At 69.0% G+C, this 25,424-nt stretch carries 24 protein-coding genes; 8 read left to right on the top strand and 16 right to left on the bottom strand.

All coding sequences use genetic code 11. The features are described from left to right. The coding region (locus LFA75_RS18500; RefSeq protein WP_225235063.1) for a hypothetical protein at positions 1 to 406 on the bottom strand (406 nt) is incomplete at its 3' end. A gap of 42 nt (positions 407 to 448) precedes the next feature. After that, on the bottom strand, positions 449 to 1,429 hold the full coding sequence (locus LFA75_RS18495) for an alpha/beta hydrolase (protein WP_225235062.1): 981 nt from the start codon (positions 1,427 to 1,429) through the stop codon (positions 449 to 451). 168 nt (positions 1,430 to 1,597) lie between these two features. Here LFA75_RS18495 and LFA75_RS18490 point away from each other — a divergent pair, with 168 nt between their 5' ends. Then, a complete protein-coding gene (locus LFA75_RS18490) occupies positions 1,598 to 2,479 on the top strand; it encodes a DNA/RNA non-specific endonuclease (protein WP_225235061.1) in 882 nt (293 codons plus the stop codon). A gap of 399 nt (positions 2,480 to 2,878) precedes the next feature. On the opposite strand, the gene LFA75_RS18485 is transcribed toward LFA75_RS18490, so the two are convergent. Continuing rightward, complete coding sequence (locus LFA75_RS18485) at positions 2,879 to 3,310, bottom strand: heavy metal-responsive transcriptional regulator (RefSeq protein ID WP_225235060.1); 432 nt, start codon at positions 3,308 to 3,310, stop codon at positions 2,879 to 2,881. An 89-nt stretch (positions 3,311 to 3,399) separates the two neighbouring features. On the opposite strand from LFA75_RS18485, the gene merA reads away from it, so the two are divergent. Then, positions 3,400 to 4,767 (top strand): mercury(II) reductase, encoded by a 1,368-nt coding sequence (merA, locus tag LFA75_RS18480; protein WP_225235059.1) that lies wholly within the window; start codon positions 3,400 to 3,402, stop codon positions 4,765 to 4,767. A gap of 22 nt (positions 4,768 to 4,789) precedes the next feature. On the opposite strand, the gene LFA75_RS18475 is transcribed toward merA, so the two are convergent. The 8 genes from LFA75_RS18475 to LFA75_RS18440 all read right to left on the bottom strand — a co-directional run bounded on the left by LFA75_RS18475 (position 4,790) and on the right by LFA75_RS18440 (position 13,072). Continuing rightward, complete coding sequence (locus LFA75_RS18475) at positions 4,790 to 5,167, bottom strand: hypothetical protein (RefSeq protein WP_225235058.1); 378 nt, start codon at positions 5,165 to 5,167, stop codon at positions 4,790 to 4,792. Positions 5,168 to 5,180: 13 nt separating this feature from the next. Next, on the bottom strand, positions 5,181 to 5,591 hold the full coding sequence (locus LFA75_RS18470) for a hypothetical protein (RefSeq protein WP_097195920.1): 411 nt from the start codon (positions 5,589 to 5,591) through the stop codon (positions 5,181 to 5,183). Positions 5,592 to 5,608: 17 nt separating this feature from the next. After that, positions 5,609 to 6,103 carry an HIT family protein gene (locus LFA75_RS18465; protein WP_225235057.1) on the bottom strand — a complete coding sequence of 165 codons (495 nt, stop codon included), beginning with the start codon at positions 6,101 to 6,103 and terminating at the stop codon, positions 5,609 to 5,611. Further along, positions 6,073 to 6,561, bottom strand: a complete 489-nt coding sequence (locus LFA75_RS18460) for a TIR domain-containing protein (RefSeq protein ID WP_097195921.1) — start codon at positions 6,559 to 6,561, stop codon at positions 6,073 to 6,075. The genes LFA75_RS18465 and LFA75_RS18460 overlap by 31 nt, the downstream gene beginning before the upstream one ends. A gap of 268 nt (positions 6,562 to 6,829) precedes the next feature. Continuing rightward, complete coding sequence (locus LFA75_RS18455) at positions 6,830 to 7,630, bottom strand: hypothetical protein (RefSeq protein ID WP_225235056.1); 801 nt, start codon at positions 7,628 to 7,630, stop codon at positions 6,830 to 6,832. Positions 7,631 to 7,742: 112 nt separating this feature from the next. Then, entirely contained in the window at positions 7,743 to 10,247 is a 2,505-nt protein-coding gene (locus LFA75_RS18450) for a DEAD/DEAH box helicase (RefSeq protein ID WP_225235055.1), read from the bottom strand. An 11-nt stretch (positions 10,248 to 10,258) separates the two neighbouring features. Beyond that, complete coding sequence (locus LFA75_RS18445; protein ID WP_225235054.1) at positions 10,259 to 11,896, bottom strand: site-specific DNA-methyltransferase; 1,638 nt, start codon at positions 11,894 to 11,896, stop codon at positions 10,259 to 10,261. A 426-nt stretch (positions 11,897 to 12,322) separates the two neighbouring features. Continuing rightward, positions 12,323 to 13,072, bottom strand: coding sequence for a hypothetical protein (locus LFA75_RS18440; RefSeq protein ID WP_225235053.1), 750 nt, complete (start codon positions 13,070 to 13,072; stop codon positions 12,323 to 12,325). A 141-nt stretch (positions 13,073 to 13,213) separates the two neighbouring features. On the opposite strand from LFA75_RS18440, the gene LFA75_RS18435 reads away from it, so the two are divergent. From LFA75_RS18435 to LFA75_RS18410, 6 genes are all read left to right on the top strand, one after another. Then, positions 13,214 to 13,891, top strand: coding sequence for a hypothetical protein (locus LFA75_RS18435; RefSeq protein WP_225235052.1), 678 nt, complete (start codon positions 13,214 to 13,216; stop codon positions 13,889 to 13,891). Between the two features lie 359 nt (positions 13,892 to 14,250). After that, positions 14,251 to 14,865: a hypothetical protein gene (locus LFA75_RS18430; protein WP_225235051.1), complete on the top strand. Its 615-nt coding sequence runs from the start codon at positions 14,251 to 14,253 to the stop codon at positions 14,863 to 14,865. Further along, entirely contained in the window at positions 14,862 to 16,694 is a 1,833-nt protein-coding gene (locus LFA75_RS18425) for a Mu transposase C-terminal domain-containing protein (protein ID WP_225235050.1), read from the top strand. Before LFA75_RS18430 ends, LFA75_RS18425 begins: the two co-directional genes overlap by 4 nt. Continuing rightward, positions 16,691 to 17,455 carry an ATP-binding protein gene (locus LFA75_RS18420; protein WP_225235049.1) on the top strand — a complete coding sequence of 255 codons (765 nt, stop codon included), beginning with the start codon at positions 16,691 to 16,693 and terminating at the stop codon, positions 17,453 to 17,455. The genes LFA75_RS18425 and LFA75_RS18420 overlap by 4 nt, the downstream gene beginning before the upstream one ends. 129 nt (positions 17,456 to 17,584) lie before the next feature. Further along, a complete protein-coding gene (locus LFA75_RS18415; RefSeq protein WP_225235048.1) occupies positions 17,585 to 18,706 on the top strand; it encodes a hypothetical protein in 1,122 nt (373 codons plus the stop codon). Then, on the top strand, positions 18,703 to 19,392 hold the full coding sequence (locus LFA75_RS18410) for a hypothetical protein (RefSeq protein ID WP_225235047.1): 690 nt from the start codon (positions 18,703 to 18,705) through the stop codon (positions 19,390 to 19,392). The genes LFA75_RS18415 and LFA75_RS18410 overlap by 4 nt, the downstream gene beginning before the upstream one ends. Before the next feature lie 33 nt (positions 19,393 to 19,425). Here the strand turns inward: LFA75_RS18410 and LFA75_RS18405 are convergent, their stop codons facing one another. The 5 genes from LFA75_RS18405 to LFA75_RS18385 all read right to left on the bottom strand — a co-directional run bounded on the left by LFA75_RS18405 (position 19,426) and on the right by LFA75_RS18385 (position 25,339). Further along, positions 19,426 to 20,217 carry a DUF1883 domain-containing protein gene (locus LFA75_RS18405; protein ID WP_225235046.1) on the bottom strand — a complete coding sequence of 264 codons (792 nt, stop codon included), beginning with the start codon at positions 20,215 to 20,217 and terminating at the stop codon, positions 19,426 to 19,428. Between the two features lie 7 nt (positions 20,218 to 20,224). Then, positions 20,225 to 20,470 (bottom strand): DUF2188 domain-containing protein, encoded by a 246-nt coding sequence (locus tag LFA75_RS18400; RefSeq protein WP_225235045.1) that lies wholly within the window; start codon positions 20,468 to 20,470, stop codon positions 20,225 to 20,227. A 200-nt stretch (positions 20,471 to 20,670) separates the two neighbouring features. Beyond that, positions 20,671 to 23,547, bottom strand: coding sequence for a vitamin B12-dependent ribonucleotide reductase (locus LFA75_RS18395; RefSeq protein WP_225235044.1), 2,877 nt, complete (start codon positions 23,545 to 23,547; stop codon positions 20,671 to 20,673). Positions 23,548 to 23,742: 195 nt separating this feature from the next. Then, a complete protein-coding gene (gene nrdR, locus LFA75_RS18390; protein ID WP_225235043.1) occupies positions 23,743 to 24,294 on the bottom strand; it encodes a transcriptional regulator NrdR in 552 nt (183 codons plus the stop codon). Between the two features lie 439 nt (positions 24,295 to 24,733). Continuing rightward, positions 24,734 to 25,339, bottom strand: a complete 606-nt coding sequence (locus LFA75_RS18385) for a LysM peptidoglycan-binding domain-containing protein (RefSeq protein WP_225235042.1) — start codon at positions 25,337 to 25,339, stop codon at positions 24,734 to 24,736. Positions 25,340 to 25,424 lie beyond the last annotated feature (85 nt).

Genomic DNA, 25,424 nt, shown 5'->3' with positions numbered 1-25,424 from the left:
AAGGCGCCGCCCCCGGGTCCGCGCCGGGGCGGCCACGGCGGGGGCGGGCGAGCACCGTGCCGACGGCCGCCGCGGCCCGCTCCAGCACGACGGCGTCCCGGGTGCCGGCGGGGCCCGGACGCTCCAGGAGCAGCTCGCCGCCGGTGCCCTCGACGCCCGTCCGCACCCAGGTCGGGTCGGCCGGCGCGGACCCGGCCTCGAGCACGCCGTCGGGCAGCGCCCGGACGACGAGGCCGCGCTCTCGGTCGACGTACCGGGCCGGGCACCCGGCCAGCTCGGCGGCGCCGCGGACGACGTCCTGCAGCCCGGCGCGGGCCGCCAGCAGCGCGTCGAAGTGCCCGACGGCCCGCAGCGCTGCCCCCACCTCGGGGTCCAGGGCCGCCAGCCGCATCGCCAGGTCGTTCACGTCGCCATCGTGGACCGCGCCCGCCGCCGGCACCAGACCCGGTCAGCCGGCCAGCAGCCGGCGCAGCCAGGCGATGCGGGCGGCCCGGGCGCCCTGCGAGATGGCGGCGTCGGGGACGAAGAGGTCGAAGCCGTGGCACCCGCCGGGCCACACGTGCAGCTCGGCGATGCCCCCGGCCGCCCAGATGCGCGAGGCGTAGGCGACGTCCTCGTCGCGGAAGGTCTCCGCCGAGGCCACGTCGATGAAGGCCGGCGGCAGGCCGGAGAGGTCGGTCGCCCGGGCGGGTGCGGCGTAGGCCGGCACATCGGGACCCCCGGCGGCGTCGCCGAGCAGCGCCGTCCAGCCGGTCTGGTTCGAGGTGCGGTCCCAGACCCCGACCCCGGCCATCTGCTGCGCCGACACCGTCTCGTTGCGGTCGTCGAGCATGGGGTAGATCAGGAGCTGGCCGGCCAGCGCCACCTCGCCCCGGTCCCGGGCCATGAGGGCCAGGGCGGCAGCGAGGCCTCCCCCGGCGCTGGCGCCGGCCACGACGACCCGCGCGGGGTCCACGCCGAGCTCGGCGGCGTTGCGCACGGTCCAGACCAGCGCGGCGTAGCAGTCCTCGACAGGCCCGGGGTGCGGCGTCTCGGGGGCCAGCCGGTACTCCACGGAGACGACCGCGAGGCACAGCTCGGCGGCCCACCCGGCGACCTCCAGCAAGCCGGTCCGGGCGTCACCGATGATCATGCCGCCGCCGTGGGTGTGCCGCCCCGCCGGCACCGGGCCGGTGGCGCCGGTGGGCCGGAGCACGATGACCTCGACGTCGGGCGCGCCGTCGGGCCCGGGCACCGTGCGGGTGCTGACCGCCAGCGCACCGCCCTGCGACAGCTCCTCGTCGCTGGCCGGCGGCAGTGCCGGGTTGGGCTGCCGGAGCAGCGGGATCATCTCCGGGGTCAGCGAGGAGGGCAGCAGCTCACCGAGGGCGTCGAGCGCGGCGGCGATCTGCGGGTCGAACGGGGGGCGGGGCAGCGACGTCGTCGTCACGCGATCTCCTCGGGCTCGGGCGGTCACCCGTGACCGCGGTCACCATCGTGTCCGGCGCGCCCGCGGCTGCCCAGCGCCACCTGGCGGTGGTCGCCCGCCAGGTGGCGGGCGTGCACCGGCCGCTGCGCGTGAGGGGCCGTGTCGGGGGCCGTCCCTACGCTGCCGGCCGTGTCCTCCCCCACGTCGCGCACCGGCCTGGACGACCTGCTGCTGGGCACCCCGGTGCCCCTGCCGACACCGGTCGACCCCGGTGTCGAGGTGGTGCGGCTGGACTACGTGCACTTCAGCGTGCTCGTGCGGCCGGACCGGCGGCTGGCCGCGGTGGCCGGCGTGGGGATCGACGGTGCGCTGCTCCGGGACCTGGACCGCGACGGCATCGACTGGCGGCTGGACGACCGGCTCCCGGCCGCCGCCCAGGCCGGACCGGGGCTGTACACCGGCAACGACTCGGACCGCGGGCACCTGGTGCGCCGGGCCGACGCCGTCTGGGGCGCGACCGTCGCCGAGGCGCAGGCCGGCAACGTCGACACCTTCCACTACCCGAACGCCGCGCCGCAGGCCGCCTCGTTCAACCAGGGCGACCAGTTGTGGCTGGGCCTGGAGACCTACCTGCTGGACAACGCGGCCACGTACGACCGGCGGCTGGTGGTGCACACCGGGCCGGTCCTGGACCCCGGCGACCCGGTGTACCGGGGCGTGCAGATCCCGCTGAGGTTCTTCAAGGTCGCGGTCTTCACCGTCCCCGACCCCGCCGACCCCGCCGGCGACCCCGTGCTGGGGGCCACCGGCTACCTGCTCGACCAGACCCCGGAGCTCGACGACGTGGCCGGTGCGCTCGCCGACGCCGAGGCCGCTGGGCAGGCGCCCCCACTGGGCCCGTTCCGCACCTTCCAGGTGCCGATCACCGACCTGGCCGACCTGACCGGGCTGGACCTGGCACCGGCGACGGCCGCGGACCGGTTCCGCGCGCTCACCCCGGCCGCCGACGGGGAGCCGGGCTCGTCCGCGCGGTGGCGGCTGCTGACCCGGTACGCCGACATCGCGCTGTAGGACGACGACGGCGCCCCCGGTCCCGCACGGAGCGGGACCGGGGGCGCCGGGTCGATCAGGTGGTGATCAGCTGACGAATCTCATCCGAGTGTCACTCCGAATCTCACGGCCTTGCGACACCGCCGCCTCGTGCGCGAGGACCTCGCCCCGGTCGAGCGCCGAACGAGTGCGTGTAGCGGGGGCGCGCTACCGGCGACGGCCACGCCTCGTCGCGCCCCAGAGGGCGCAGCGGCGGCACATGAACACGCCAGGGGTGCCGCCCAACTCGTGCACTGCCGATCGGGGTAGATCCCGCCCGCAGCAGCCGCAGTGCGCGCGCTCACCGTTGTCGGCCGGTTGCCGTCCCAGCAGGCTCATCGCAGGGCCTCTCCTAGTCAGCGGCGCGGCGGCCGGATCGGGTCACGGTATCCGGGCCGGAGGGTGCGCAGCGGGATCGTCTGCGGGGATGACGTGGCAGACGGCCGTGTCGTCGCAGCGGGAGGGATCGAGGCTCTTGGCACGGTCGCGGAGCCGCTGGACGTCGTCGCGCAGTGCGGCCAGTTCGGCGATGCGGCGGTCGAGGTCGGCGGCGTGTGTATCGAGGAGGTCGGCCACGTGGCGGCAGGGTGGGCCGCTGAGGTCGCGGACAGCGATGACCTGTCGGATCTCGGCGAGGGTGAGCCCGGCGGCTTGCGCGGCCTTGACGAACCGCAGTCGGGCGAGCGCGCTGCCGTTGTAGTCGCGGTACCCGGAGGGCTGCCGCTCAGGCTCGGGCAGCACTCCGGCGGTTTCGTAGAAGCGAATGGTCTTGGCCGTGAGGCCCGCCTTCGTCGCCAGTTCGCCGATGCGCACGGGCCGACCGTATTCGGCTTGACCTTCCACCGCAGGGGAGGCTTTACGGTCCACGCCGACCGTCTTCCTCGACCTGTGCAGGAGCGAACGTGGACCGACTCGACCTGGCAATCATCGGTACCGGCGGCGCTGCGATGGCGGCGGGGATCCACGCCCGCGCCCAGGGCAAGAGCGTCGTCCTCGTCGAGCGGGGCGTGGTCGGCGGGACCTGCCTGAACGTCGGCTGCGTGCCGAGCAAGACGCTGCTGGCCGCCAGCGGGCAGCGCGAGCACGCCCTGCACAGCGCCTTCCCCGGCGTCCCGACCAACGCCGGACCGGTCGACCTGCGGTCGCTGGTGGGCCAGAAGGACGACCTGATCGAGCAGATGCGGACCGCGAAGTACCTGGACGTGGCCGAGGCGCACGGGTTCGACATCCGCCGTGGTGAGGCGCGGTTCGCGGACCCGCAGACGCTGCTGGTCGACGGGGAGCCGCTGCCCGCCGCCGCCTACATCGTGGCCACCGGCTCCGAGCCCTCCACCCCGGACCTGCCGGGCCTGGACGGGGTGGACTGGCTGACCTCGACCACGGCGATGGAACTGGAGAACCTGCCCGAGAGCCTGATCGTCATCGGTGGCGGCTACGTCGGCATGGAGCAGGCCCAGTTGTTCGCCGGGCTCGGCACCCGCGTGACCCTCATCGGCCGCCTGGCCCCGCACACCGAGCCCGAACTGGCCGAGGTGCTGCGCGAGGCGTTCGACCGGGTGGGCATCACCGTCGTCGAGCAGCGCGCCGTCCAGGTGGCGGCGGAGGCGGGTGTCGTCAGCGTGACCACCGACGCTGGGCAGACGGTGACCGCCCAGCGGCTGCTGATCGCGACCGGCCGCCAGGCGCGGACCGACGGGCTCGACCTGGCGGCGGCCGGGATCGAGGTGGACGAGCGCGGGTTCATCGCCGTCGATGCGCGGCAGCAGACCAGCAACCCGAAGGTGTGGGCGGCAGGGGACGTGTCCGGCGCCCCGCAGTACGTCTACGTCGCCGCCGAGACCGGCCGCGCCGCCGCCGTCAACGCCCTCGGCGGCAAGCGCGAGGTCGACTACACCGGCCTCCCCGCCGTCATCTTCACCCGCCCTCAACTGGCCAGCGCCGGACTGACCGAAGCGGAGGCGCTGGCCGCCGGGCACGCCTGCGACTGCCGAGTCCTCGGCGGGCAGGACATTCCCCGCGCGCTGACCAACCAGGACACCCTCGGGGCACTCAAGATCGTGATCGACGCGGACACCGGCAAGGTCCTCGGCGTGCACGCCGCTCTCGACGGCGCCGGAGACGTGATGCTCGCGGCCACCTACGCCGTCAAGGCTGGGATGACCGTGGACGACATTGCCGATACTTGGGCGCCCTACTTGACGATGAGCGAGGCCCTTCGGATCGCCGCCGGGCTGTTCCGGTCAGACAAGCCGACCAGTTGCTGCGCATGAGCCGCCCCAGCCGATCCGACTGCTAGCCAAACTGGACCGGCGGCGGCACCGACGCTGGGTCACCCGTAGGCAGGGTTCCATTCCGCGCGGAACGGAGAGCCAGCGGAGTCTCGCCACATCTCTCGTGCTGGCGCAGGAAGGCGACAGCGTCGGCGCCATCCTGCACGGCACGCCAGTAGGGGATGTCGTATGCCTCCGGCAGCGTGAGGCCGGGAACCGGACGGCCACGGAAGACCGCGTCGTTACGGACGCGCATACAAGGCCAACATGCACCGGCGTAGGGCATCTCCCAGTAGTCGACGCTGTCTTCGTCCATCCACATGATGGATTGATGCCCGTCGTCGGAGTCGAACTCCGCGAGTACGAGCAGGAAGGTGAGTGTTTGGGCGTCGGGGATCATCGCCGCTTCCGGCTCACCCGGTCAGGAGCGAGATGCCGGTTACGGCGATCCCGGCGAGCGTAAGGGGGGCGTAGAACCCGAGGACCGACCAGGACGTGTACGTGTCCAGCCTGGATGCTTGGTCCGTGAACATGTTCTTGTCCATGGAGTACGGCGGGACGGTTCCGGCAACGACGCCATTGTGGAGGCAGCGAAAGAGTCGTTCTTCGTAGAGGTAGTACATGTCGAGGATCGAGAACGAGATGATGATGGCCAAGCCTAGGAGTGCGAGGTACCAGCGCTCGATGACTGCGGAGAACCCGAAGGCGGCTCCTGCGATGGTAAGACTCCAGCCTTTGGCAGTCGCTGAAGATTGCGAGAGTCGGGCTATGACCGCTTGGACGTAGTCCAGGTGCTTCCTGCGGTCTTCAGCATCGAAGGCCATGGCGCCGAGGGAACTGGTCAAGGTGCGCCGTCCTGTTCGCCTGCACCCGACGTGAGAGTGGCGCGGATTTTGTCCTGCACGTCGTTCTTGTCCATGTCGCTCCAGTGAGTCTCCGCTGGCCAGATGGGACCCATTGCATCGTCGGCGCGGCGGGGAACGACGTGGACATGCAGGTGGAACACGGTCTGCGTGGCTGCTTCGCCGTTGGACTGGATGATGTTGAGGCCGTCCAGCGGGATCGCTGCTCGGATGGCGCGCGCGATGCGCAGAGTCGCGTCAGTCAGGTCGCGGGCGGTCTGGTCGTCGAGTGACCAGAGGTCGGGGATGTGCTCGCGTGGGATGACGAGGGTGTGCCCGAGGGTGGCCGGATCGAGCGGGAAGAAGGCGACGACCTTGTCCGTACGCAAGACTTCCCGGGCTGGTTCTTCGCGGGTGACGATCTGGCAGAAATCGCAGTCTAGGTCCGAGTCGGGGTGCATCATCAGGGCCGCTTGTAGCCGCTGGCGATCCACGAGGCGACGTTGTTCTTGATGCTCGCGTAGACCTGGGTGCTGTCGCGTCCGGCCGGATCATGGACGGGGACGTAGTCGGCGAGCGTCTTGGTGCTGTTCGAGATGCTGATCTGGGCGAACGGATTAGGTCCCGCGGTCGAGGTCCGTAGGTTGTTGTTCTTGAGCCCGTGGATACGGATGCCGACGAGCGGCTTCTTGGCGTTCCATGCTTTCTGGATCTCGTACTTCACCCACGGGCGAGAGGCGGTCTGCGACCCGATCAGGACGATGACGCCGCGCTTGTAGGCCATCTCCTTGTCGATCCAGTCCTGGATAGCCTTGGCGCCACGGGCCTTGACGCTCTCCCACCGCTGCGGAGAGAGAACCTCCTGCCCTTCGATCGCACCCATCTGCAGAACCTGTTGGACCCGCCAGTAGTCGTTCTGGTAGTGGAAACTGACGAACGACGATCGAGCCATGCGTGTGCTCCTCTGCTCCATAGCGCACCCCCCGGGGCGGTGTGACGCTCAGGCCGGACGCTAGAGGAGGGCACCGACAAAACCGGGGCAGCCGGACCACCGCAGCGCCTTGATCTCGGAGTCCGGTGAGACGGCCGTGCTGCACTTGGGCATGCGTGGCACGGCCCGCCAGGCGTTCAATGTGGCGAGGTTCGTGCTCTGGTGAATCAGCCGTTCGTCTGCGGGATCGCGGTCGGAGGATCGTCGCAAGGCGGGTTCGTCGGAGTCATCAGCCGCCCGGAGTGGCCGTCTCCTCCGCATCGACTGGATCGGCGCCGGAGCCGCTTGGCAGGGCCGGGCGGTTGGTCTGAGCCTCGCTACCTGAGGACTCACCGCGCACGATCTCGCTTACGACGGTGACCGTCTCCTGGGCTGCTTCCAACGCCTGCGTCGTCGCCTCCAGGCCCTGGGTCAGGAGACCGAGCGCGAGCACGAGCGCACCGATGCGCGTCGTCCACTTCTTCGCCCAGTTTTGCGTTGCCGATGCTTCGGTGACTCGGCCGACGACGGTGCGCGCTTCCCGGACGACCGGAGCGACACCGAAGGTGTCGATGTTGTCCAGCAGCCAGAGCACATGCCGGATCTGGCCTGCAATCTCCTCCCGCGCCGACTGGGGGACATCGGCTGATTCGGCGAGTAGGTCGAGCCAGTCCTCCAGTTCTTGTCGGAGTCGAGCGACCGCCTCATCGGACGGACTAGCGGCTGCTCCGGGGAGGCGGTAGGAGAGGATCTCGGCGATAGACCCGAGTTGATCGAGTGCGGCGTCGCTCACGACCTGGCTGGGGCGCTGTTGGCTGCTCTGCCAGAGGTTCTGCCAGACGACGGCGCGGTACCACGCCGGGGCATAGCGCAGGGCTCGGTCCCGGTTCGGGTCACCCTCGGGCAGGCTGGATACCTGTTGGAGCACCCCTTGGTACAGGCCAACAACCTCTGCATGGCGCTGAGCCCACTCGACGCTTCCTTCGGGGGCACCGAGCACGTCGACCCACCCGTTGAGGACTGTGACTTGGCTGGTTTGCCGGAACCGCATCAGCAAATCGTGAAGCGCATGCCCTGCCGTGGTCGGTCTTGCTTGACTCATCTTGCTCCCTGCGTTCCCCTCATGCGGTTCTCGATACGCCAGTGGACCCCTCGGCAGGGAGTCATGACCCGGTCACCTGTTTGAGTCCGACCCAGGATCCGGCGGCGTGCTTGACGTTGGTCTCGGTGGCGAATAGGTAGCGCCATTCGGCTTCGACTTCGCCGCTGTCGTTGACGTGACGGACCCAGCGTTCGGCGGCTTCTCGCTTCGCGAGGACGTCCTTGTCGTTGGCGCGGACGTCGGCCTTGCCTTCGATGAGCCAGTGGACGCCGTCTGTGTCGATGGCGATGAAGTCCGGGATGTAGCGCTGGTTGGCACCGTAGTTGAGGTAGGCGCCGTAGTTGGGGAGGACGCGGACCCACCAGGTGATCTCGGGGGCGGAGTCGAGAAGGTCGGCGAGCCGGTACTCGGTGCTGTAAGCGTCGAAGGCGGCGGCAGGCAGGATGCTCTTGGTCCAGCCGGTGTAGGGCTTGCCGGGGACGAAGGTGGCCGCGTTCTGGACGGTGTACCGGTCGAGGGTTTCGGTGATCGACGGCAGGGTGCTGGGCGGGTAGCCGATCGGCTCGATCTTCTCAACGATGCCGCTGGGCCGGTTCTTGTGCTTCTCCCGGACCAGGTGGAGGAATGCGTCGGTGGCCGCCTGGACTCGGCGCTGTGACCATTCGGCGGTGTCGGGGTCGTCGACTCCCGCCCCGGCGAGGAACGCCTTGATCAGGCGGCGGATGGCGTTCTTCTGGCCCTTGTCCGGGATGACGAGGCCACTGCTCAAGACTCTGCCGGTCATCTCGGTGATGAGATCGACGACCGGCAGCATCTCCTGGCTGGCGGCGATGTCCTCGGCCTGCTTGCGCGGCGTCACGTCGATCGTGTCGTCGCCGCGTCGCTCGGCGACGAGACCGACCCGGTCGAGCGGGCTGGCGATCTCCGAGCGGTAGTTCAGCCCACGGAGGCGGGCGTCGTCATCGGCGACGTCGGAGAGGGTGAACGGCTGCGGCTGGATCTGCTTGTCCAGCCGCGGGAAGAGGATCCGGGGAGCGTCGGAGCGCGGGCTCATGTCCTGCTGCAGCAGCAGGACGGCAGCCTCGGCCTCCTGGGCGCGGTCCTCGAACTCCTGGAAGACGAGCCCGACGCTGCCCTCGCTGTCGGCAGCACTGGCACCTGCGGTGCCAACGCCTGCGATCGTCAACTGGCCGGTGCCGACAATCCCGTCGACGCGGGTCACCTGATCGGCGGCCTGACCGTCGCTCGGCACGGCGAGGTTCTCGCCGCCGGTGATGCTGGCGGTGCCGCTGACCTGCCCTGTGGAGGTCTCGGCGACCACCTTCTCCGCGCGTTCCTTGAACGTCGCTTCGAGCAGGGCGCGGGCGTTGGCGAGCAGGTCGTGGAAGCGCCGGTGGGAGAGGACCTCGACGCTGTCGAGCATCGGGACCCCGGTGCGGGACCCGAACGGCAGGCGCAGGCCGCGGCCGAGGATCTGCTCGGACAGCGCCTGGGACTCCAGCGCGCGGAGGGCGCAGATGACGTAGATGTTCTTGACGTCCCAGCCTTCCTTGAGCATCTGCACGCTGACGATGGCCCGGACCGGGCTGGCGGGGTCTTCGACCTTGTCCAGTGCGGCGAGGGACTCGTCGGGGGACTCGCTGGTGACGACGAGCACGGCCTCATCGGAGCCGAGCATGTCCGGTCCACGCAGTTCCGCGGCCACTTCGTTGGCGTCGTCGATGCTCTCGCAGACGACGAACATGACCGGGTTGACCGGGTCGCAGTCCTGCTTGGCGCAGTACGCGACGAGAGCCTCGCGCTTGCGGTCCAGCAGCAGCAGGCCGTCGGCCAACTGGCGGCGCAGCGTGACCTGGCCGTCCTTGCGGGCCACCAGAACCGGGATCTTGACGAACCCGTCGGCGATGGCCGCGGCGAGCGGGTAGTTGTAGATGATCTGGTCGTCGGTGGTGTTCTCCGACGGGGTGGCCGTGAGCCCGATGAGGGCGAGCGGCTTGAGGTCCTTGACCGCGGCGGTGAACGCCTTGGCGTTCTTGCCGAAGTAGACGTGGTGCTCATCGGCAATCACCACGAGGTCTGACACCTGCTGGAGGTGCTCGTAGAGGCTGCCGCCGAGGTTCTCGTCGTGCTCGCGGACCTTGCGGGAGGTGTTCTGCGTGGGCTTGATCAACTGCTGGACGTTGAAGACGAACACTTTGAGCCGGGTATCGTCAGCCAGGGCGTGCGCGACAGCACCTCGGTCGAAGTCCTCACTCGTGATCACGAGCGGGTTCGACTCCAGCCCGTTCACGTACTTCGCGTGGCCGGGGGTGAAGTTGTTGACCGTCTTCCCAAAGACCGTCGTCCCTGGGGTGACGATCAGGATGTTCCGGACCCCGGACTCGTACAGGTAGTCCACCAGGGCTGCGGCGATGTAGGTCTTGCCGACGCCGGTAGCCAGATCGCAGACGCCGTCAAGCGGTTCGTCGGCCTCATCCAGGCGTCGGGCGACTGCTTCCAGGGCGGCCTTGTTGGGGGCGCGCAACTGGAGCCGCGCTGCTACCTCTTCGATGAGGTCGGTGTCCATGGGGAGGAGGGTCATCGGGCGGCCTTCCCGTGAGAGCGCACGCGGAGCAGGTCTCGCGGTGCGGTGCGCAGGCGACTGCCCGGTGACAGGACGCGAAGCCGATCCTGGGCTTCCTCGGTCGCGGCCTTCGCCACCAGGGTGAGGCGCTCGCCGTCGGCGAGGTGGGAGACGAGGAAGTCGACCTCGTTGTCCCCGGCGACCCCGTCGATGACCGCCAGACGCATGCGACCCTTTCGCCCGCTGAACGGACGGCTCTCAGGACCAAGGCGCTCGTAGCCCAACTGGGCGCAGACAGCCTCAGCGAAGGCACCATTGGTGGCCCACTCGGCGAGGAGGATTCCGCCATCCTCCTCGGCCTCGAACATGGATGGGCCGACCTCGACGCAGCGGAAACCGCCACCGCCCTGCCACTCGACGGATGCTGTGACGCCGCGAGGATCTTCGTTGTTGACGACCTTCTCCAGGCGCGGCCGGTCGTAGAAGGTGTAGTTGTCCTCGCTGAGTTCGACGGTGACCCACCGCCGTCCCATCTTGTGGGCTACGGCCGCCGTCGTAGCCGACCCAGCGAAGCAATCGAGGACGACGTCCCCCGGGTTACTCCCGATGTGCACGATCCGGCTCACGAGACGCTCTGGCTTGGGCGTTGCGAAGGGAGCAGCCTCCGGGAACAGTGCCCGGATCTCAGCCTTCGCCTCCTGCCCATGACCCACCTCAGAATAGGGCCAAAGCGTCTGAGGAATCTTTCCCCCCACCTCGCTGAGGAATCGCTTGAAGGAAGGCACGCCGCTTCCGTCGGCACCCCACCAGATCCGGTTCTCAGCCATCAGTTCCTGGAGCCTCTCTTCGGAGTAGCGCCAGTAGGTGCCTGAGGGAGGGCCAGGGATGACACGGCCAGAGGGAGTAGTGATCGGGTAGCGCCCCTTGCTGTACGGCTTATTGGCGTTGAATGCCGCAGACTTCCAGGGGCCACGCGGATCGTTGTCCGGGTTCTTGTACGCAGCGTCCATGGCCTCTGAGCGAGGCAGCGTGTTCGGCCTCCACACTTCGGCGTTCTTCGCGAAGACGATGATGTAGTCCTGGTCTACCGAAAGGTGCTTTGCGCTGTTCTTTACGGTGTAGACCTTCTGCCATACGACCGTGGCGATGAAGTTCTGCCTTCCGAAGACCTCATCGAGCAGCACTCGACAGTAGGCCATCTCGGCGTCATCCAGGTGCACCCAGACGCTTCCGTCGACTGCCAGCAGTTCGTGGATTTGGCTGAGCCGGTCGCGCATCTGGGTGAGCCAAATGCTGTGTTCGACAGCGTCGTTGTAGTGCTCGAACATCTGCCCGGTGTTGAACGGCGGATCGATGTAGGCGAGTCGGACCTTGCCACGGTACTCGGCCGCGAACTCCGGCAACTCCTTCAAGGACGTCAGCGCATGGAGAGCGTCACCGCGGATGAGCAGGTTGTCCTTGGCGCGCCCGGCGTCCTTGTGGGTCTCACCCACCGTGGCGATGTCGTGGAGCAGCCGGACCTCGCTGACACGGTAGTCATCCGGCGTCGTCCACTCGTAGGTGTCCTCGCCGTGCGAGAGCAGTCGCTGGTCCTTATTGGTCCAGGTCAGTTCGAGTTGGCCCTTGAGGCGCTGGTTGCGGATCGTGCTCACGAAGTCCTCGCGCCCGCCGTGGCCTGCTGCACTGTTCCGCCGTCCCTTCGAAGACCAAGCGCCTCCACGGGCGCCCTGTACAGGGGTATCGGCCGACGCAGGCCGCTCCTGTCCCTGATCATGCAGGCCGACTACGACAGTCCGCGGCCTGGTCCACTGGGGACTAATCCTCTCCCCGTCGAATGGCGGGGCCGTGGAGCAGCGTGGGCGCGCCGCGCTGCGACCCCGACCAGCGGAGCCCAGCGCGGCGGTTCGAGCCAACAACGCTGGCTCGAAGGTTCGGGCCGTCGGTCATCCGGTCCGAGCCCCCGCAAGGGTCCGAGGGCACTGTCATCCCCCTCGGGCCCGTAGTCGAGCCGACGACGCCGGTCCGACGGGCCGGACGGTATCCCGGGTCGCCGACACCGCGCGGCGTGAGCGTCGCGATCAGGCGGTGCGGGGCTGCTGCCTGGCTGGCGGACGTCGGGCCAGGTGGCGCGGGAGCACCTCGTCGTTGGCGATACCACTCTGGATGGCTGCGTCCAGTTCCTTGGCGCTCCACATGAGGTTGTCGAGCCAGACCGGATCGCGGCCCTCCTGCTGGAGGGCGTGGTAGTGGCGGGAGGCGCGGGCAATGTGCGTGGCCATGGCGGCGGCTCGGATCCCGATCTGCCGTAGCGCCTCCCTGGGCATCTGGACCATGTCGTCCCGGACAACCGGGGTAGCCGGTGCGGCGGCGCGGGCCGCTTCGGCGGCTTCGCGCTCGGCTTGGCGGCGGAGCCGCTTCAGCAGCGGGTTGCGCTGCCGGAGGTGGTCGGGGCAGTAGGCCGACGTCGGGCCAGGTGCGGCGCTGGTGTCGCAGCAGCGGCACCAGCGGGAGCCGTCGGCGGCGACGCGGGCGAGGACGGTGCGGCGCCCGATCTCCTCCAGCGACTGGACCGGGGCGTCTGGCGACGGTCGGGAGTCGAGTGGCGTGGAGGTGTCGAGCGGGACACCGGCCTGCCTGATCGTCACCGTGCGGGTCCTTTCGTCGTTTCCGTCCGGCTTCGTCGAGTGCCAGCGAGTGCCGTCGAGTGCCACTTCGGCCAGTTGTTGGACGGTCCGCAGCCCCTTCTCCCCCGAAATGGCCACCTGATCTGCGGATTTGTTGGTCGCTGACTTCCCGTCCGAGCACGCGCTTGGGTGGTCGGGTGCCACCGAGTGCCATCGGTCGCGTGTGGCGCCGGACGGTCCACGCGGCACTCGATGGCACTTTCGCCGGTACGTGTCTGATCCGGGCGATTTCCTGTTGGCCGTCAGCAATCCCGCTGGCTTCACGAAGACGCAGGAGCAGACCTGATGAAGAAGTTCACGACCCGCGACGGATTGCCGTTCACGTTCGAACTGGCCCGCACCGAGATGCCGGTCGGCGACCGCAGCCACCTCGGGCGCTATTGGCTGTTCACGCTGGTGGACATTCACTTGGGCGTGGTCATCGACGCCACGGTCGGCAACCCCGCGATGTGTTACCCGCCGGAGGACGGGTCGATCTGGGAGTTGCTGGACTTCATCGGGGAGGACACCGAACTGCTGACAATCAGCATTCCGGACGCCTCGGTGCTGAGCGACGACGAGTTGGCCGCCCTGCCCTGGGGTGAGGAGATCCGCGTCGTCCGTCGCAGCCCGGATGCACGTCTGCACCCGGTGCACGAGGGGGCGATCGGTGTGCTGCTGAGCGGACCCGACGTGCACGCCGACCCGCCGGCGTTCGACGCCTGGTTCGAGCATGCGCTGGAAGAACTTCAGTCGTACAGCCAGTTCGAGCACACCTTCGGCGAGCGCGGTGCTGTCGGCTACATCCCGGACGCCTCGTACCAGCAGTCCAGGACAGGAGACACGGACAACCTGCACAGCGGGCACGACTTCGACCCGTGGTGCTGCGGGCTGGCGCGGCTTCAGGCGCTCCAGGCACCGCGTCCGACCGCGGCTTCGCCGAGCGAAGCGATGCTTCCCTCTTACGTCGAGAACAACGCCTGATGATGGCCAATATCAGCAGTCCGCTGGACTCCGGTCTCGGCGACGAAGCAGTGCCGGGGACCCACCTCTTCCGGGGTACGCCTGTTCCTGGGGACATTGCGGAGGCTGCACTGAACTCTTACCGTGCGCCTCAGTTCCAGGCCAATATTGAGACGGAAGGGAGGCGCGGCGATGCGGTCCACAACATTCTTGCGCTGGTTTCGCATTCGCATGGGCGGGCTCATACCCCTGCCCTGACGCTTTCCTACTCGCCTGATCAGTCAGGTCAGGGGCGCCCAACCGTCTATTTGAGCGGAGCGCCCATGACCCCCCATAGCAACAACCCTGAGTCCCCCGCCCTCCCAGTTCCGCGGCTGACCATGCAGGCGCTCTACGCCCGCGCCGGACTGCCCGTCCCGATCTACAGCAACAAGCCGTCCCAGACCCACGACAGCCGGATCTGGGACAGCAAGATCGGCGTCCTGACCCACGCGATCGCGGGACGGCTGGCCTCGACCGCGCAGACCATCGATGGCCGCGCCCTTCGTCTGCTGATCGCCGAGACGGTCGGAGCGACGGTCAAGGATCGGTCCCTTGGCCGGTTGGACAGGGCCCGGATTCGGGTGACCGGCATGGCCACGCAGTACCTGTCCCACTTCGTGCCACCTACCCCGGCGGTCTTCCTCGGTGCCGAGGTGGCGGCCGGGACTGGGCGCGTGGATCTTGCCTGGCACGACCCGGACAAGGGTGTCTTCTTCGACGAGATCAAGACCTGGCGGCATGTGCAGGCCACGCTCGATGAGGACACCTGGACTCAGGTTCACCGCTATCTCGACGCGGGCATCGCCACGTACGGGGACCGGTTCGCCGGGGTCCGTGTAATCACGCTGAGCCACCTGCGGTCCTGCATCTACGTCAGTCCGCAGGGGCTGGTGGAGTCGCTCCACGCCTCGCCTCTGACTCCCGCGGCGCTCCGGGCGGAGACGGCGGCATGACCGGCTCGCGGCGTTTCTCCAGCACGCGACCTCATCAGCCGACTGGGGCCACCGGGTCGACGCGGCATCGGCCCGGTTGGGCGGACAAGCAGGCCGCAGTCGCCCAACTGCGCCGTCTCACCTCCGAAGGTCGCCCCCTCGGGATCCACGTCAAGGCCGTGGCAGCGAAGTGGGGCGTCTCCCCGCGTGCCGTCTACACCTGGCTCAACGACGCCCGGCTCGCCGACGGCACCTCCAAGCCTCAGCGCGAGCGCTTCGAGCCGACCGTCGAGCACCTGACCGTCGTCGCGCAGGAACAGAACATGCACTCAGCCCACAAACTGCTGGTGAAGGCAGGGCTGGTGGACTGCTCCTACGAGACCTTCGCGCGGGCGATGCGCGAACGTGCCAATCCGACCCTCGTCGCCGCCGCGCTGGAGGGCTACACGGGCCTCGTGAACAACCGGGCGTACCTGTCGTGGACTCCGCCGCACCGCAATCACACCTGGCATCTGGACCACACGATCATGGACCTGTGGGTTTGGCCCTCCCACAAGCACGCGTCCCCGATCAAGCCGCAGGTGACCGTGGTGGCGGACGGCTACAGCAGCCTGCTGCACGCAATCCCGTGGAAGACACACGTCAACGGCGACATGGTCGCCGCAGCGCTGGTCGAGTTCGGCACCGAACGCGACTACTTCGGCGTCACGATCGGCGGCCAGCCCGAACAGGTTGTCTGCGACAACGCCGCCCAGCACTTCGGCCCCAGCATGCGGGAAGGAGTGCAGCGGCTCGGCTGGATCCTGGCACCGACCGCCGCCTACTCCTCCTGGCAGAACGGCGTTGCCGAGCGTGCCCTCGGGCTGCTCAATCAGCGGCTCGCCAACCGTGCCCCCGGTGCCACGAAGGCGGGCAAGATTCGCACCGGCGCGTCTCGGCACGCCGCGAAGTTGCCCAAGGACATCAAGCCCGAGGAGATCCTCGGCTGGTCGGTCTTCTCTGACCTTCTGCAGGACACCGTCAACGAGATCAACACGACGATCCTGATGGAGAAGCACGGCCGGACGCGGCTCGGCTCATTCGGTGCCGACCCGACCGAACTGCGCCACCTCGATCCCGTCGAGTACCGCACGTCGCTGATGACCAGCGGTGACCTCACCTACATGTGGACGAAGAACGGCTTGAACTTCGACGGCAACTTCTACTTCGGCACCAGCCTGGAGTACGGACGCCGTTACCGGATTCGCTATTTGCCGACCAACCGCGACTTCATCGAGGTCTTCAGCCTCGACGGCGAGTGGATCTGCCAGGCAACCCGTGCCGACCGGATGACCCGCGATCAGATCGCCCCCTTCATGGCCGAGCGCGCCGAAATCGAGAAGGAGTTTCAGGCCATCGAGAAGGGCGTCATTCACTTCCGCCAGCAGATGGCCGCGGCCAGCCACGCCGGAGTGACCTACGGACACGAGGACGCCACCTACGACGGCAGCGAGGACCGGGCCGCGTTCGTGAACCGCCACGACAGCCAGCCAGTCGAACCGGAGCCCCGCAGCCTCGCAGAAATGGCCGTCTCCGAGGACGCTCCGAAGCCGAAGGAGCAGAACGCCAAGTCACACCGCAAGGGCGCCGGAAGGCCGCCTGCGCCACGTGTTCCGGCGACGCCTCCCGCCACGAAGGACGACGCGGCGCGGCAGGCAACCGCACGACTGGCGGCGAAGTACGGCAGTGCACTGCCGCCCCAGGAGGCCACGGCACCAGGGCCGCGGCGTTCGACCGACGCTTCCGCTCGCCCGGTCGACAGCAGCCGCGCCAGTGAGGCCCCCACGCATGACGAAGAGGAGCACCAGTGACCATCGCCCCCCAAGGCGTGCTTCGGCATCAGACCGTCGCACTCGGCCTGGAGACAGAACTCGTACAGACACCGTTCTTCGCCGACGGGTACGTGACCGCGCAGGCGGTCCTCAGCGGGAACGACATCGTCGCCTTCGACGGCCCGCCCGGGACCGGCAAGACCACCTGCGCCCGGTACGTCGCCCAGAACGCCAACCGGCCCTGTGCCGTCGTCACGATGCCCGGCAATCCCCGCCCGCTAGACCTTCTCCGGTACACGCATGTGGCCCTGACCGGCTTTCAGCACACCGGTACCCGCGTGCAGATGCAGGACGATCTCCTCCGGCTCTTCACGGCTTGGGGCGGCGTTCTCATCGTCGACGAGTTGCAAAACACGAAACCGCACGCGCTACAGGAACTTGTTTGGCTCTACGAGGAATGCGACCACGCCTTCGGGCTCGGGATCGTCGGAACCGGGGTCCTCGCCGCGGCCCAGACACACCCGCAGTTGCACAGCCGCATCATGGGCGAGGTCACCTTCGCGCCCTTGCGGGGCACTGAACTGATCGACGCCGTCCAGCGCCTCGACGCCCGCTTCGCCGCAACCTCCACGCGGCTGCTCGCGCAGCACAACGAGGCCGCCTGCGCCGGATTCCTTCGTCGTTGGGTGCACACGGTCCGCTGGCTCAACCGGTTCGACGTCACCGGCGCAGTCACCGCTGACGATTTCGCACAGATCCGTCGCAAGTTGCCGCGCCAAATCGCTGAGACCGATTCCTGAAGGAGACCAGCCCGAATGTCCTTTCTAGTCCCACTGCCCGCAGACCAGCCCAGCCGGGCGCTTCTGCCCCCGACCGACCCGAGCACGGGTGTCGTCACGTTCACCGCACGCCCGACCAAGCACGCTTGGGTGATCGGCCAAGACTTGCTCGCTGCGCTCGGCATCAACCACGACGTCTACGGGTCCGGTCGCCGCCATGGTGAAGACCTGGAGTACGCCCGCGCCTGGCTCACTGCCCACGACGTCCGCCTTGTGATCGTCCGGCACGCCGACACCATCCCCAGCATCGAGTTCCTCGATGACCTGGAGCACCTCTCCTCCAGCGTCGGCGCCGACCTCGTGCTCACCTGCGACGACACCGTCGGCGAGAACCTCGCCGACTGGATCACCGCGCGCGGCGGCACGATCACCGACCTCCCCGCGCTCCGAACCCTGATCACGGAAACGGCTCGGCCAACGCACGTTGTGCCGCCAGATACACCCGTCGACTTCCCGCAGTACCTGCCGCGAGCAGAGTTCTACGCATTCCGCGCCCGAGTGCGAGAAGTCTTACGGCCGGAGCAGTTCAGTCTGGTGGACCGGCTCTACCGCAGCACCTTCCACGCAATCGCGGACACCCCACCGGCCACTCCCGAAGATGCCGCAGCGACGCTCACCGCGCTTATCGCTCAACACCGCACCCCCGGTCAGGCCCTGACGATCGCTCGTGCAGCCCAGGCTGCACTCTTCACCCAGGGGCTGTTGCTCAAGGTCAGTATCGACACGCTCCTTCATGGCACAGCCGCCGCTGAGCACCGCCGCATGACGCCCGCCGAGGTCCGCTCGCTGCGCGCCTACCGGACCGCCTGGCGCTCGACTGCCGCCATCCTTTACGACGCCAATCTCAGTAAGGACGAGATCCACGCCATCCGCATCGATCAAGTCACCCCCGATGGCAATCTCGTAGGCGCCGACCACCTCCCCCTCCACGACGACGCCAAGTTGTACCTCCGCGCCCAGCGCACCTATCGACTGCTCACCGGCGCAACCGGTACGGATCCGCTGATCGACCAGACCCGCCAATCCGTCGCTGTGGCCTTGCGCCGCCTCGGAGCCGAACTGAACCTCCCCGCCCCCAGCAACCATGTCCCGACGGAGGCGAGGAAGAGCGACCGCTGGCAACACAACCTCGGGGTGGCACTCCTCCCCCTCGTGGGAGTCAGGCTGACCGGAGTTCCGCCCGCTGCCCTCAAGGCCGAGGAAGCAGCATGACCGCCACCGTCCCCGTCAACGGCGCTGCACTCCGCGAGCGTCTACTCAGCGACGGGCTCAGCGACCGCACCTACGCGAACCGGTCCGGCCTCGGTGACAGCGCTGTCCGCGGCATGCTCCTCCGCAACGAGGTCAACGGCAGCGTCAGCATCGCGGACCTCCGCCGGGCCGCGACCGAAGCAGGCATGTCCATGGGGGACCTCTTCGACGCGACCGCGACCGACGAGCCCGCCGACGCCCCCAGCGAGGATGTCGCTGTCCTCGCTCAGGTTCTCAACGCCCAGAAGCAGATGCACCCGGAAGATCGGCTCGCCCAAGCCCTCGGCTGGGACGTCGATCGGCTCCGCACCGCCATCACCAACCTGGACGGCCGCCTCGACGAGATCGGCCTACGCGTACACCGCAACAGCATGGGTGTCTGCATCCGCGCCAACGACAAGCGTGCCTCGGACGCGATCACCCGGCTGACCTTGTACAAGGACGCCGATGACGGCATCGCCCACGGCACGGCGCGAGTTCTCTACGCCGCCTACCGTGGCACTTTGTCGGCGACCGACACGTCCACAGATCGCATGATGCAACTCGGCGCGCTCGCGAACCGCGGAGCCATCACGGTCAGCAGCGGCGTCGGAGACCGCGTGCAACTCACCGCCGACACCGCCTACGCCTTCGACGTCAGTGGGTGATAACGAACAGCAGGCTAGCCCGGGGGGCTCGCCTCAGTCGTCCTCTTCGGGGATGCCCAGCACGGCCTCCGCGATCTGGTCCGCCATCTCCTCGATGTCGAACTCGCCGGTGCTCAGGGCTCGCTTGTCGGCAAGCGAGGGGCTGTACCCGCGGACCTGCTCAGCACTGACCTCGTGCCAAATCGGCAGCATGGACTGCTCCCCTGCGACGCTCCTGGTCACCAGACCGTCAAGTTCCAGGTTGGTCCAACCCTTCGCGAAGAAGGACGGGGACAACACAACGACGCCGTACCGGCTCGACCTGATGCCCTCGTCGATCTTGCGGCGAAGACTGTCACCGATCTTGATCTCCGTCTTGTCGAGCCAGACCGTCACCCCCCGCTCGGTCAGTGCATCCCGCAGAGGGAGCGCAACTGATGCCTTGTCCTCAGTGGCGTGAGACAAGAAGACGTCCCACGTCTGGCCTCCAAGGACCTCACCCTCAGGCTCGACAGGCTCGCGGACCTGCACATCGGCGGCAGGGCTGCTCTGCTGCCGCAGCGTGGGGAGATTTCCTCGCGGCGGCGGTTGAACTTTGACGCCCGCGCGGACGGTTCCCCCGTAGCCGCCGAGGTCAACGACCACGACCCACCTCCCGTTGGTAGGGATCGGGATGCGCGCAGGAGACGTCTTGGCGAGTCCGCCGTGATAGCGATACTGCCTGCCAGACTTGTATGACTGGTAAGCCGACGACGTCATGAGTTGGACATTGGCTTGCTTGTCGAGGGTGACGACTGCGGTCGCCCCCTTCTTCTGCTGTCCTAGGTCGTAGGAGAGGTGCCGCATGACGCGTCTACCGCTTGTCGCGGGGCGGATTCGGGTCGTTGCCCGGCGCCACAGTGTCGGAGTCGCGAATGGCGCCGTCGCGGCCGTGGATGCGGACCTCGCCGCCACCGGCCCGCCCGACGATCTCTTTCGCGCGGGCGGTGGCTTGTGCCTGTGTTTCAGCGTGAGCGCTTGAGCGCTCAGCGCCAGGCTTCTTGACGTCCCAGCCGCCGGTCTTGTTCGGAACGACGTGGCGCCGATTGTCCTTGCTCATGGGTGCCTTCCGTAAGTGTTGTGGCTGAACAGAGGTGGGACGCCAAGGGGCGAGGCTCAATAACTGAACCTCGCCCCCCGGTATGCGTCACGTCATCGCCAGCAGCGGCCTTGCACTATTCGTGACAACGACGCGCACTGTTGCTGACAGCGGTGTGCACTATTCGCGACAATGCTGCGCGTTATTCGTGACAGCCGTCATCAGCTGCAGCCGCTGGTGGAGCCGCAGCCCTCGCAGACGTAGCAGCTGCCGGCCGGGCGCATCTTCGTGCCGCAGGTCATGCACAGCGGCGCGTCGGTGGCGGTCCCGGTGACCAGCTCCAGCAGCTCGGCCGAGGAGTGGGCCTCCTTGATCGAGGTGGGCTTGGCAGCCGGCGCCTCGACCTTGGCGACCTCGGTCGGCGCGGAGCCGCGCAGCGCCTCCAGGTCGACCTCCTCCTCGACGGTCGACGTCGAGGCCGAGCCGTAGGACCCCGTGACCTGCGAGGCGCGCTCCTCGGCGGTGAAGATGCCGAGGTTGGCCCGCTTCTCGATGGACAGGTGGTCCAGCGCCAGGCGCCGGAAGATGTAGTCCATCACCGACTGGGCGATCCGGATGTCCGGGTCGTCGGTCAGGCCGGCGGGCTCGAAGCGCATGTTGGTGAACTTGGAGATGTAGGTCTCCAGCGGCACACCGTGCTGCAGCGCCAGCGAGATACCGATCGAGAAGGCGTCCATCACGCCGGCCAGGGTCGAGCCCTGCTTGCCGAGCTTGAGGAAGACCTCGCCCAGGCTGCCGTCCTCGTACATGCCGGCGGTCATGTAGCCCTCGGCCCCGGCGACGGAGAACGACGTCGTGACGCTGGTGCGCTTCTTGGGCAGGCGCTTGCGGACCGGGTGGGCCATGGTCGCCGCGACCGGTGCTGCCACCTCGGCCACCTCGGCTACCTCGGCCTTGGTGCCGTCGTTCTTGCCCTTGCCGCCGGACAGCGGCTGGCCGACCTTGCAGTTGTCCCGGTAGATGGCGAGGGCCTTGATGCCCATCTTCCAGCCCTGGAAGTAGATGTTCTCGACGTCCTCGATGGTCGCCGACTCCGGCATGTTGACCGTCTTGGAGATGGCGCCGGAGATGAACGGCTGGACCGCGGCCATCATCCGGACGTGGCCCATCGGGGAGATGGCCCGCTCGCCCATCGCGCAGTCGAAGACCTCGTAGTGCTCGGGGCGCAGGGTCGGGGCATCCACGACGTGGCCGTGCTCGGCGATGTACTCGACGATCGCCTCGACCTGCTCCTCCTGGTAGCCCATGCTCGCCAGCGCGCGGGGCACCGTCTGGTTGACGATCTGCATGGAGCCGCCGCCGACCAGCTTCTTGAACTTGACCAGCGAGAAGTCCGGCTCGATGCCGGTCGTGTCGCAGTCCATCATGAAGCCGATGGTGCCGGTGGGGGCCAGCACGGAGGCCTGGGCGTTGCGCCAGCCGTTCTGGCCACCGATGGTCAGGCACTCCTGCCACTGCGCGGTGGCGGCCTTGAGCACGTCGGCGTCGTCGGCGCCGACCGGGCGGATCGCGTCGTTGGCTGCGGCGTGCTTGCGCATGACCCGGGAGTGCGCCGAGGCGTTGCGGGCGTAGCCGTCGTAGGCACCGACGACCCCGGCCAGCTCGGCCGAGCGGCGGTAGGCGGCACCGGTCATCAGCGAGGTGATGGCCGCGGCCAGGCTCTGGCCCCCGCGGGAGTCGTAGGCGTGGCCGGTGGCCATCAGCAGGGCGCCGAGGTTGGCGTAGCCGATGCCCAGCTGGCGGTAGGCGCGGGTGGTGTCGCCGATCGGCGCCGTCGGGAAGTCGGCGAAGCAGATCGAGATGTCCATCGCGGTGATGATCAGCTCGACGGAGCGGGTGAACCGCTCCGAGTCGAACCGGCCGTCGGGCTGCAGGAACTTCATGAGGTTCAGCGACGCCAGGTTGCACGAGCTGTTGTCCAGGCTCATGTACTCCGAGCAGGGGTTGGACGCGTTGATCCGCCCGGTCTCGGGGTTGGTGTGCCAGTCGTTGATCGTGTCGTCGTACTGGATGCCCGGGTCGGCGCACTCCCACGCGGCGGTGGTGACCTTGCGGAAGAGCTCCTTGGCGTCGACGGTCTCGATGACCGAGCCGTCGGTGCGCGAGCGCAGCCCGAAGCCGGTGCCCTCCTCGACCGCCCGCATGAACTCCTCGTTCACCCGGACCGAGTTGTTGGCGTTCTGGTACTGGACGCTGGTGATGTCGCGGCCACCGAGGTCCATGTCGTAGCCGGCGTCGCGCAGCGCACGGATCTTGTCCTCCTCGCGCGCCTTGGTCTCGACGAACTCCTCGATGTCGGGGTGGTCGATGTCCAGCACGACCATCTTCGCCGCGCGGCGGGTGGCGCCACCGGACTTGATGGTGCCGGCGGAGGCGTCGGCGCCGCGCATGAAGGAGACCGGGCCCGAGGCGGTGCCGCCGGAGGACAGCAGCTCCTTGGACGACCGGATGCGGGAGAGGTTCAGGCCGGCACCGGAGCCGCCCTTGAAGATCAGGCCCTCCTCGCGGTACCAGTTCAGGATCGAGTCCATCGTGTCGTCGACGGCGAGGATGAAGCAGGCGCTGACCTGCTGCGGCGACGCGGTGCCGACGTTGAACCAGACGGGCGAGTTGAAGCTGAAGTACTGGTGCAGCAGCATCCAGGTCAGCTCGTGCTCGAACAGCTCGGCGTCGCCCTCGGTGGCGAAGTAGCCGTGCTCGCGGCCGGCCTCGGTGTAGGTCAGCACGACCCGGTCGATCAGCTGGCGCAGGCTCGTCTCGCGCTGCGCGGTGCCCACGGCGCCGCGGAAGTACTTGGTGGTGACGATGTTGGTGGCGTTGATCGACCACTCCGACGGGAACTCGACGCCCCGCTGCTCGAAGTTGATCGACCCGTCGCGCCAGTTGGTCATGACGACGTCGCGACGCTCCCAGGTCACCTCGTCGTAGGGGTGCACGCCGGCGGTGGTGAACACGCGCTGGACGGTGATGCCCTTGCGGTCGGCGGACTTCGCGCCCCGCTTGCGGCCGGACGAGATGCGGTCGGTGGTCTCGGTCAAGACTCCCCCTGGGATTCGTGTGTCTGCACCCGCGCCGGTGGGCCGGGTGCTGGTCGCGTCGCTGGACGCCGTGCTGGTGGGGCGGGTACGTGCTCGTGGGGCTGTCCCCGGCGGCGGTGCCGGGGCGCCGGTGCGGTGGGGAAGGCCGCGGACCGGTGCGGGATCAGGACTCGTGCGTGACCAGTTGGTGCGTGATCACGGCTGGTGCGCGGCACCCGAGGGGCCTGGCGGCCCCGCGGTGGCGACGCTGCGCGGGATGACCGGCGGCGGCAGGTCGGCCGAGGCGATCTCGGCGACCGAGGCCGCCTTGGCGCGCATCTCCGCGATCTCCTTCTCGAAGTCGGACGCGGAGGTGAAGGAGCGGTAGACGCTGGCGAAGCGCAGGTACGCCACCTCGTCGAGGTCGCGCAGCGGGCGCAGGATCGCCAGGCCCACCTCGTGGCTGGGCACCTCGGCGGACCCGGTGCAGCGCACCGCGTCCTCCACCTGGGCGGCCAGCACGGCGAGCTGGTCCTCGTCGACGGGCCGGCCCTGGCAGGCCCGCCGCACGCCGGCGACGACCTTGGCCCGGTTGAACGGCTCGGTCACCCCGCTGCGCTTGACGACGGCCATCACGGCCTCCTCGACCGTGGTGAACCGCCGGCCGCAGCCCGGGCAGGACCGGCGCCGACGCGTGGTCGCGCCCTCGTCGGTCTCGCGCGAGTCCACGACCCGGCTGTCGGGGTTGTGGCAGAACGGGCAGCGCACCGGATCGTCTCCTCCCGGGTCCGGGGTGTCCCTGTGGACTCCGAGGGGGACATCCGGTGGACGACCTCGGGAGAACCTGGGGAACAACCTGTGGACGGAACGACATCTCTGTAACTACTAGATGTTGTGGTGAGACTAGCTCCGGACCCCTATGGGTGTGCAACCCCTACCGGGCGTGTCGGCTTCCCACATCTCGACGTCAGCACCCGGGCCCCGTGGGCAGACCTGACACCCCACGCGTCCCACCACGCCGTACGCCGTCGGAGGACGCCGCGGACCGCCCGGCACCGGGCTCGGGACCGGCCGCCGAGGACCACCGACGAGACGGCGTGTCGTCGGTCCGTGTCGCCGGTCCGTGTCGCCGGTCCGTGTCGCCGGTCCGCGTCGGCCGGGGATGCGCGTCGGCCGGGGCTGCACGTCGGCCCGCCGCGCAGGCGCCTCAGGGCAGGACGAGCACCTGACCGGGGACCAGCCCGGCCCCGGACAACCCGTTCGCCTCCTGGATCGCGTCGACGACCACCCGCGGGTCGGTGTCGGGTGCCACGGCCTCGGCGATCGACCACAGGGTGTCGCCGCTGTACACCACCACGCTGGAGCGGCCCGCGAGCTCGAGTGCGGGAACGGCCGGGTCGCCGCCACCCAGCGCCGGGACGGCGAACGCCGCTAGGCCGAGGGCGGTGACCACGCCGAGCCCGCAGAGCACCAGTCGACCGCGCCGGGTCAGCCGCAGGGGTGCGGGCGCCGTCGTCCCGGGGGACGCCGCCGACCCGACCGGCTCCGCCGCGGACGCCGCCGGGAGCACCGGCGGCGCGGCCGGCCGCAGCGGGACCACCACGGCGCCGGTGCGCCGCAGCGGCACCACCGGCGCGAGGGGGCCGGTGCCCTGCTCGGCCGCACGGGCCAGCGCGCGCCCGGCCGGGTGGTTCCCGCGACGGGCGACGACCCGGGTCGGCGCGGGGCGCGCCCCGGCGTCGGCGGTCGACTCCGCGGCCCGGGCGGGGCGGGCGGTCGGGAGGGGGCGGGGGGGGGCCGCGGTGCTGGCCATGGGGGCGGCCCCGGGCGGGGGCGCGGACCCTCGCCGGCCCATCCCGGGCGGACGGCTGTTTGGACGGACGTCCGTGCGGATGCCT

Origin of the sequence: Klenkia terrae, assembly GCF_900491935.1 — a bacterium.
GTDB lineage: Bacteria > Actinomycetota > Actinomycetes > Mycobacteriales > Geodermatophilaceae > Klenkia > Klenkia terrae.
This window is presented reverse-complemented; position numbering and strand designations above follow the sequence as displayed.